This window comes from Microseira wollei NIES-4236 (assembly GCF_020521235.1).
GTDB classification, from domain to species: domain Bacteria; phylum Cyanobacteriota; class Cyanobacteriia; order Cyanobacteriales; family Aerosakkonemataceae; genus Microseira; species Microseira wollei.
Genome location: NZ_BLAY01000070.1, coordinates 38992 through 47545, shown reverse-complemented (window position 1 = coordinate 47545; position 8554 = coordinate 38992). Strand labels below are relative to the sequence as shown.

At 47.1% G+C, this 8554-nt stretch carries 8 protein-coding genes and 2 pseudogenes; 1 reads left to right on the top strand and 9 read right to left on the bottom strand.

What is annotated here, in order from left to right; genetic code table 11:
- The 6 genes and pseudogenes from MiSe_RS22590 to MiSe_RS22565 form a co-directional block, all read right to left on the bottom strand.
- Nucleotides 1-1509: tetratricopeptide repeat protein (locus MiSe_RS22590; RefSeq protein WP_226585125.1), on the bottom strand; the 1509-nt coding region annotated here is incomplete at its 3' end.
- A 43-nt stretch (nucleotides 1510-1552) separates the two neighbouring features.
- Nucleotides 1553-2746, bottom strand: coding sequence for a caspase family protein (locus tag MiSe_RS22585; protein ID WP_226585123.1), 1194 nt, complete (start codon nucleotides 2744-2746; stop codon nucleotides 1553-1555).
- Between the two features lie 282 nt (nucleotides 2747-3028).
- Nucleotides 3029-3199 (bottom strand): annotated as a pseudogene (locus MiSe_RS22580) (DinB family protein); the annotation flags it as partial.
- A gap of 231 nt (nucleotides 3200-3430) precedes the next feature.
- Nucleotides 3431-3566 (bottom strand): annotated as a pseudogene (locus MiSe_RS22575) (DinB family protein); the annotation flags it as partial.
- Between the two features lie 65 nt (nucleotides 3567-3631).
- Complete coding sequence (locus MiSe_RS22570) at nucleotides 3632-3994, bottom strand: nuclear transport factor 2 family protein (RefSeq protein WP_226585117.1); 363 nt, start codon at nucleotides 3992-3994, stop codon at nucleotides 3632-3634.
- A gap of 85 nt (nucleotides 3995-4079) precedes the next feature.
- Nucleotides 4080-4772 carry a protein kinase family protein gene (locus MiSe_RS22565; RefSeq protein ID WP_444980535.1) on the bottom strand — a complete coding sequence of 231 codons (693 nt, stop codon included), beginning with the start codon at nucleotides 4770-4772 and terminating at the stop codon, nucleotides 4080-4082.
- A gap of 280 nt (nucleotides 4773-5052) precedes the next feature.
- Between MiSe_RS22565 and recA the strand changes: the two genes are divergently transcribed.
- On the top strand, nucleotides 5053-6135 hold the full coding sequence (recA, locus tag MiSe_RS22560) for a recombinase RecA (protein ID WP_226585113.1): 1083 nt from the start codon (nucleotides 5053-5055) through the stop codon (nucleotides 6133-6135).
- A 72-nt stretch (nucleotides 6136-6207) separates the two neighbouring features.
- Here recA and MiSe_RS22555 read toward each other — a convergent pair whose 3' ends face one another.
- The 3 genes from MiSe_RS22555 to MiSe_RS22545 all read right to left on the bottom strand — a co-directional run bounded on the left by MiSe_RS22555 (nucleotide 6208) and on the right by MiSe_RS22545 (nucleotide 8534).
- Nucleotides 6208-6969 carry an FHA domain-containing protein gene (locus tag MiSe_RS22555; RefSeq protein ID WP_226585111.1) on the bottom strand — a complete coding sequence of 254 codons (762 nt, stop codon included), beginning with the start codon at nucleotides 6967-6969 and terminating at the stop codon, nucleotides 6208-6210.
- A 670-nt stretch (nucleotides 6970-7639) separates the two neighbouring features.
- Entirely contained in the window at nucleotides 7640-8008 is a 369-nt protein-coding gene (locus tag MiSe_RS22550) for a DUF1815 family protein (RefSeq protein ID WP_226585109.1), read from the bottom strand.
- Between the two features lie 313 nt (nucleotides 8009-8321).
- Entirely contained in the window at nucleotides 8322-8534 is a 213-nt protein-coding gene (locus MiSe_RS22545; RefSeq protein ID WP_226585107.1) for a DUF2839 domain-containing protein, read from the bottom strand.
- Nucleotides 8535-8554: the final 20 nt, after the last annotated feature.

Sequence of the window (8554 nt, the reverse complement as noted above, 5' to 3'; positions counted from 1 at the left end):
AGCCCGTCTTAGGGGTAAGGCTTGGTTGTAGTAGTCGAGGGCTTTCTGCTTTTCTCCCAGTGAGTCGTACACAAGGCCAATATTGTTGAGAGTTGCGGCTTCCCCCCCTCTATCCCCCACAGCCCGTCTTAGGGGTAAGGCTTGGTTGTAGTAGTCCAGGGCTTTCTGCTTTTCTCCCAGGTCGTCGTACACACCGCCAATATTGTTGAGAGTTGCGGCTTCCCCTCCTCTATCCCCCACTGCCCGTAATAGGGGTAAGGCTTGGTTCAAGTAGTCTAGGGCTTTCTGCTTTTCTCCCAGGGAGTCGTACACAAGGCCAATATTGTTGAGAGTTGTGGCTTCCCCTCCTCTATCCCCCACTGCCCGTCTTAGGGGTAAGGCTTGGTTGAAGTAGTCTAGGGCTTTCTGCTTTTCTCCCAGGGAGTTGTACACAAGGCCAATATTGTTGAGAGTTACGGCTTCCCCCCTTCTATCCCCCACAGCCCGTAATAGGGGTAAGGCTTGGTTGAAGTAGTCTAGGGCTTTCTGCTTTTCTCCCAGAGAGTCGTACACAAAGCCAATATTGTTGAGAGTTGTGGCTTCCCCCCCTCTATCCCCCACAGCCCGTATTAGGGGTAAGGCTTGGTTGTAGTAGTCTAGGGCTTTCTGCTTTTCTCCCAGAGAGTCGTACACAAGGCCAATATTGTTGAGAGTTGCGGCTTCCCCCCCTCTATCCCCCACAGCCCGTCTTAGGGGTAAGGCTTGGTTGTAGTAGTCGAGGGCTTTCTGCTTTTCTCCCAGTGAGTCGTACACAAGGCCAATATTGTTGAGAGTTGCGGCTTCCCCCCCTCTATCCCCCACAGCCCGTATTAGGGGTAAGGCTTGGTTGTAGTAGTCTAGGGCTTTCTGCTTTTCTCCCAGAGAGTCGTACACAAAGCCAATATTGTTGAGAGTTGTGGCTTCCCCCTCTCTATCCCCCACAGCCCGTATTAGGGGTAAGGCTTGGTTGTAGTAGTCTAGGGCTTTCTGCTTTTCTCCCAGAGAGTTGTACACACCGCCAATATTGTTGAGAGTTGCGGCTTCCCCCCCTCTATCCCCCACAGCCCGTATTAGGGGTAAGGCTTGGTTGTAGTAGTCTAGGGCTTGCTGCTTTTCTCCCAGTGAGTCGTAGATATAGCCGATGTAACCGAGACATACAGCTTCTAAGCGTTTGTTACCCGCTTGACGATAGAGGATGACGGCTTGTTCAAATTTAGGAACTGCCTGTCGCAGAGATTCTGCTGTTCCTTGCTGAAATAGTTGTACTCCTTCTTGATAAAGTCTATCCGCTTCTGAGTTGCTGCTATTTTGGGCGATGATGGTGTTTTGATCGGGTAAGAAACCGGGTTTCTGGTCATTAGATCTGCTGTGAAGAAACCCGGTTTCTGAGGGTTTGGGAGTGGATATTACTGACTCGGATAGCAACGCTGCACCGATCGTTCCTGATACTGAAATGCCTTTGAGCAAAGCAAAAAACAATTTTTTACCCATTACAGCACCTTTACTTAACTTCTAAACACCAAAATCTCCCCATCTACCCCATCAAACGCAACGGCGTTCCTTCCGTTACCGCTTTCTCAACCTTTGCCGGTGCAACCATCCCATCGCGAGACAAAACTCTCACCTGTCCTGTCCCCTTAACCGCAGTAAATACCGTTCCCGCATTCACCTTTCGCAAATCAACTCCCCCTAACCACAATTGGGCAGTATCGCCACTGACTCGCGTCACCACCGCCTGTGCTGTCGAATTGGGAGAACCAATAAAATAGGGAGATTGCTGCTGATACCTACTCCCCGGTTTCACTTCATAACGGGGTAATTGATCGAATTGTTCGGGTATTTCTGGCAGAATCTTCGGAAATATGCGCTCAATATTGCTATCTTCCTGCCAAAGATAGTGAGTCAGTAAATAACTAAATATCCCCGCTTTAAAGCCATTAATATTGATTTCCCTTGCCACTTGGTTAGGCGCAGTCGCCGCTAACACTACACCTTTAGCAACCCCGGCGCGATACCCCCTGACAAATTGATCTGGCGACATATTTAACCGGGATAACCACTGTTGCTGGTAAGTTTTTTCATCAGCAGAAACTAACACATTCTCACCACCATCGCGAGAACGTATCCGCTCTTTTCTAGTAGCGCCACCGGAAAAACAACTATCTAAAACAACCGTGACATTTTCAGTTTTGAGGCCAGACATGAGCAAAAATAAAGTATGCCCCATGATGTCTTTCACAGACCCTCCGACTTCGGGATATCCATCTGGTAAATCACCATCCACCGGCACAAATGTCCCGTTTAGTCCATCTTTTCCTGGCACAACGACAATCGGGTTCGGGTCAAAGATGCGCGAACCATGTCCGGAATAGTGATAAACTACCACATCTCCCGGTTTGGCTTGTTTAATTAAATGTTCTTCAAACGCGGTTAAAAGTCCTTGCCTTGTGGCTTGTGCATCGGGTAAAACGAGAATATCTTTGGGATTAAATCCAAAGCGATGAATCAGTAAATTTCGTTGCAATTCTACGTCGTTGAGGCATCCTTCCAAAGGTTGCGTTCGATATTGATTAATACCAACCAGTAACGCCAGTTTGCGGGGGGTACTTTGGGCAAGCACTTGACCGTAGCGTTGGACTTGCTGTTGGAATAATAACTGGTCGATGCCAATGGTTGCCAGTGCTGAACCAGCAAATTGCAAAAACTGACGACGAGTATTGCGGTTCATAAGTAACTAATTTGACGAGTAGGGGATAGTCTTAGAATGCCAAGGATAAAATAGGCTGTAATGCCTATATCTGGTCAGATTTTTCCCTAATTTAACATATGCATCCTAGAGATAGAGCATTTGTGTAAGTCTTGTAATGTTTTCAATCCCCTTGTGTTGTGCCAGATTTGGGTGTACAAAACAACTGCAGGTCTTACGCAGTGGTTGGTGGTTGCGGTGCCGTACTCTGCTGGAAGAGATCACCCTACATTTATGCGGGGTTTTCAGCCAAACTCCTTAATTTTAATCCGACAAACTTGGCAACCAAGGCAGATCGGTAATTCCCGGATTGTCACCCAATTGACTCAATAGAGTAGTTAATTGACCCCGATGATGAGTTTGATGATTAAACATATGCGTCACCAAAATCCAAGTTGGTAGAACGCGAGTTTTACCATCCACATTGCTGGTATGCTATTTTTATTCATGGTGATTTGCCGGACATGATATTACCCGCAAAACTTTGTCTGGTGAAGCGTCCGATCCACACGCAATCGCTATCAAGTAAATGATATGATGTCCGTTGAATTGCCCATAATAAAAAAACCTCACCCAGTCGTTGCGTAGGGACACGGCATCAGAGATATCTCGGACAAACAGATAACTTTGATCGTGCCGTGTCCCGGCTGATGATTATGGGTAATCGACCGGACATGATATGATTCAATGTTCCGTGAATCGACTTGAAAAAAGCACCCAAATTTTCTTGGCGTTTTTCCTCCGGTATTTCTGCACAAATGGCATAGAGTTTTTGATTCATCCATTGGTTATACTCTGCCATTGTTTCCTAGTAACTAAGATTATTCATTTTTCCTCCATTGTTCGTAGCAAGGACTAAAGTCCTTACTACAAGCGCAAAGAATAGTGCGATCTGACACTCACAACTAACCCCTCTTCGTTAATTAGCATCCACTCCGCTGCTAACAAGTTCTTAATGCTGCGGTAATAGATAACAATACTGTCTACACCAACCAGAATTTGTTCCAGTTCAAACCTAAGTTCCGGATACGCTGCCAGCCCTTTGGCAAAATATTCTCTCAATGCCGATTTACCTTGAATTTTTCCGCGACTATCGTTCATTAACTGAACTATAAATGGCGAAGTAAATTCAATATCTTCAGCGTAGTGAGACAAAATTGCGTCTAAGTCATGACGATTCCAATCATCCAGCCAGTTTTGAGCTAAGTTTATGGCATCTTGTTCGTTCATAAATTTAATGTAATTGCACTAAAAAGTTGCGATAAGCTTTATACTAATCTCGTCGCAACGGCGGTGCAGCTTCTACAGTTTCAGCTCAATGCGAGCGCTGAATTTCCCCAGTAAAAAACGGCTTCAGGCGTGAAGCAAAGCGACGCCAGCGGCGATAGTTCCTGCGGACAACATCCAGGAGAAAGTAGGGTATCCGCAACCCCAGTGGGGATAATATGGGGCGATAAAACCAGTAGTAGGCTTTCTTCAAGTCATCCCACTTTGAGCATTTTTCCTCTTGAAGGAAGTCCGAGATATCTACGACGAGTCCCCTACCTTCGTACATCATGACATTGCGACCGTGAATGTCATGGGGATACAGACCGCGCTTGCGAGCATAATCCAGCGCTTGGTCGATGTCCTCTATAACCTGCTTTGGTATCCGTTTACCAAGGTGGATGCAGTCGTAGAGGGTGACTCCATACAGCCGCTTGAGGATTAAGAAGCCGTTTTCGGCATACAGACACTCGGAGAAGGCTGGATGGGAACCCAGGCGGCGATAAACCTCCACCTCTTCCTCAAAGCCTGGACGCGAGGGGGCATAAATTTTTACTACAAAGTCTGGGTAGTCAGGGTGATAGACTACCGCAGCGTAGTTCCCCGCTCCCAGGAGCCGCCAGGGTTCGGGAAGGTGGCGGACTCTCACCGGGTCATGAGGATCGACGCTTTCGATGCCTAAGCTGGGAAGTAGCTCAGAGCGGACACTTTCGACGAGGCGATTGATATGCGATCTATCCATAATACTTTTAACTTCAAGGGTGTAACGGCGATTTCCGACTAAACGGGCGATCGCGTCTGGATCGCAATCCACCAGGTGGAAATTACTTAAGAAATGTTACGGCGCCAGCTACCCTCGTCAGATGCTAAACTCCGATACATCAAAGCAACTCTAAACCAAATATAGATTAGGCGAGGGCGGACATTCCCGCACTTGGAAATCTAAACTAGAATGGTATATCTGTTCTAGTGCTGACGAAGAGAACATACAATATTTAAACCTCATACCCTAGAGGCGGATAATGGTTATTGCATCAAACGATACTGCTGGCAAGCAAAAAGCCCTGAACTTGGTACTGAACCAAATTGAGAAGCAATTTGGCAAAGGGTCAATCATGCGCTTGGGAGACGCCACGCGCATGAAGGTGGAAACCATTCCCAGCGGTGCGCTGACTTTAGATATAGCGTTGGGCGGTGGGTTACCCAAAGGGCGGGTAATTGAAATTTATGGTCCGGAAAGTTCGGGGAAAACAACTCTGGCGCTGCACGCGATCGCAGAAATGCAAAAAGCAGGCGGCGTCGCAGCATTCGTCGATGCGGAACACGCCCTCGACCCCACCTATGCCGCAGCATTGGGGGTAGATATTGACAATTTGTTTGTCGCCCAACCAGACAACGGGGAAGCAGCTCTAGAAATTGTCGATCAACTGGTGCGTTCTGCGGCGGTTGACATCGTAGTCATTGACTCGGTGGCGGCGCTAGTCCCCCGCGCTGAAATTGAAGGCGATATGGGGGATGCTCACGTAGGTTTGCAAGCGCGGTTGATGAGCCAAGCATTGCGTAAAATCACGGGTAACATTGGTAAATCCGGCTGTACGGTAATCTTCCTCAACCAACTGCGCCAAAAAATCGGCGTCACCTACGGCAACCCAGAAACGACGACTGGCGGTAACGCGCTTAAGTTCTACGCTTCGGTGCGCCTGGACATTCGTCGGATTCAAACGCTGAAAAAGGGTTCGGAGGAATTTGGCAACCGCGTCAAAGTCAAGGTAGCCAAGAATAAAGTCGCCCCCCCCTTCCGCGTCGCCGAATTTGACATTATCTTTGGCAAAGGCGTTTCCAAGATGGGTTGTATTGTCGATATCGCGGAAGAAACCGGCGTGATTACCCGCAAAGGCGCTTGGTATAGCTGCAACGGTGACAATATTGCCCAAGGGCGGGATAACACCATTAAATTAATGGAAGAAAAGCCTGACTTTGCTAAGCAAATCGAACAGCAGATTCGCGAAAAACTAGAGAAGGGAGCCGTCATTTCCGCCAACTCGGTGACTCAAAGTGGTGCTGAAGACGAAGAGGAACTATTAGTAGAAGAAGAAGAAGAATAGTCTCAAAGCTTTCTAACCGTAGGGCAAATGCCCTACGTTTAGAAGCAAAGCGCTCTGCTTACCACGAATCCATTAGTTTCGCTCTGCTGGCATCTGTTGGCTGAAAAAGCGGTCTAAAATTTCTGATTGCACCGACGAACTCAACTGCGACAGCGAAGATTCAGAAGGCGGTTCTTCTTTGAGGCTATTGAGCGGCGGCAAAGATTCTGTGTCTTTAGATTTCTCACCAAGCAGGGGTGGAGTCACATTAGCATCAGATGCAGCCATTGCCTGGATTTTAGCCAGGATTTCTGGCGGTGTCGCTCTTAACGTTTGGGTAGTTTGACAGCTAAAAAAGGAAATCGCCACACTGCCTAAACGAATTTGATCGCCATCTTTGAGTAACTGCCGCTCAAATACGGGTTCGCTGTTGATAAACGAACCGTTGGTGCTGCCCAGGTCAATTAGGTAGAATCCTTGGTTGGGAACGTAATGAATCGCGGCGTGGACGCGAGACATGCATTGCTCTAGAATCGGTATGTTAGCACGGCGATCGCGACCTAGGATCCACACCCCCTCTGGTTGAAACAGTCCCTGGGTTTTACCATCCAGCAAGTTGGTAATCAGATAGGGTCGCCCATGATGTATACCTGCATGCACGTAAGCGGGTGCTGTACCCCTAACAGATGGATTCCCTACGTTTTCTAACCGCAGAATATCATCCAAAAGGCTGCGATGATGGTGGTAGAGCTTTAAAAATACTTGATACAAACCAAGTCTGTTTTCTAATTCCATATCTTGAGACGACTCCAGGAGTGATGATATTAATGCTGTCGTCGAATGCGGGTCAATCATGATAAACCAGCCGTTTATTCTCAAATTGCACGGTAAAATCCAGTTGTTGTTGCTATTGGTTTGTCATATTTACCAAGGATGGCTTCATTCAATCAGCCAGCACTTGACAAGATTGCTACAGTAAGTTACTGTAACTATTCGACCGCTTTGCTCACCCACAAAGTGCAGTCGATAAACTAACCACATCTTAGGTTAGAATGTTCCCAGTCTGTGTCCCGCACAACTACTGAACGATCTTAAATTTTTGGCAAAGTTGAGCAAAAAAAGAGCGAGCTAGGGCTTTTTCCCAATTTACTCAGAGTTTATGCCATAATTTTAAATGAAAAAAATTATAATAATACGCTGAGTTTTGGGCTATGTTCTAAATAGATCTTAATAAAAACTGAGATGGGGTAGGTTAAACCGAGGGTCATGTATAAATTTTCACCCAGCCAGCAACTGATGCGTTCCCAGAGCGTGCCCCAGGCATATCGCCAGCAGTCACCAGAACGCATCTTTTGAATGCAGGTAACAAGCCCTCAAGCAAAATTTGGCACGCCGAACACAGAATTTAGCGGCTATACCCCCCTATTGGTTTACTTGCACCTACACCCTATTGCCAGCCAGGATTTGACCCATCTTTAGCTGTTGCCATCGATGGCGTCAAGGGTGGGTTGATCTTATTTAAAGTTTATTCTCCTGATACCGCTGCAGGTGCTTTTCCCTGCCAAATAGCAGTATATGGCTTGCTAGGCTCAGTTTTGTATTTGATCAGATTGGCTAGTTCCTGCAACTGAGAGATCGCCTCAGCACCCTCTAGCTTCATCAGTTCTCGGTCGTCGCGCATCTCTGTCCAGGTGATGCCGTAGTCCGACACTAAAAATCGAATCAGATGATTTTCCCCCAAGCTGACCATAAAAGAGGCGCTTGTCATTTGATTCCCGCAGGTATAGCAGGAAGCTGGATATCCCCTACGCTCTAGCACGATCGCTAGGGCTTGGAGGTTCATCACCAGATCTTGGACAAATTGTCGGTGTTGTTCTGCCAATCTGATAAACACGGTATTCCTCCAAACACCACACCTAATTTTAGACCTTATTTATATTTTTTTAAGATTTCCACACTTTAAAATTTGTTATGATCCGCCATAACTCTTGTCACCTAGAGGTCTATAACCTTTTTAACTGACTCGCCTACGCAGCAAAGTAGCAAAACGCACATTTCCCTAAATCTATTTGGATCTTAGACCGCAACAACCTAGAGTGGGTTCTGTCTGGCGGGGGAATGTGGGGAAGGCGTCAGCTGCCATAGAACTATGTCTGGCATCAGTTGCGCCAGACTCAGTTAAGTGGGTTGCCCGGTTGTAGCGGGTTTTAATCTACCTGCCACCAGCCGAAGGCAGGACCAATAAATCGGATCGTTACCCAGTAAACAATTAGAAGAATAATGCCGATCCAAGTACCACGGTTAGTTAACTTGGCAAACCGTTCCCCTTGGCTTTTGGTGATTGGCAGCCAGGGAAGGATAGTAGATTCTTGACCGTATTTTTCTCCCAGTGCTTCTTTACGACGTTTAGATTCGCCCATGACTCGTTGCGGTGAAAGTT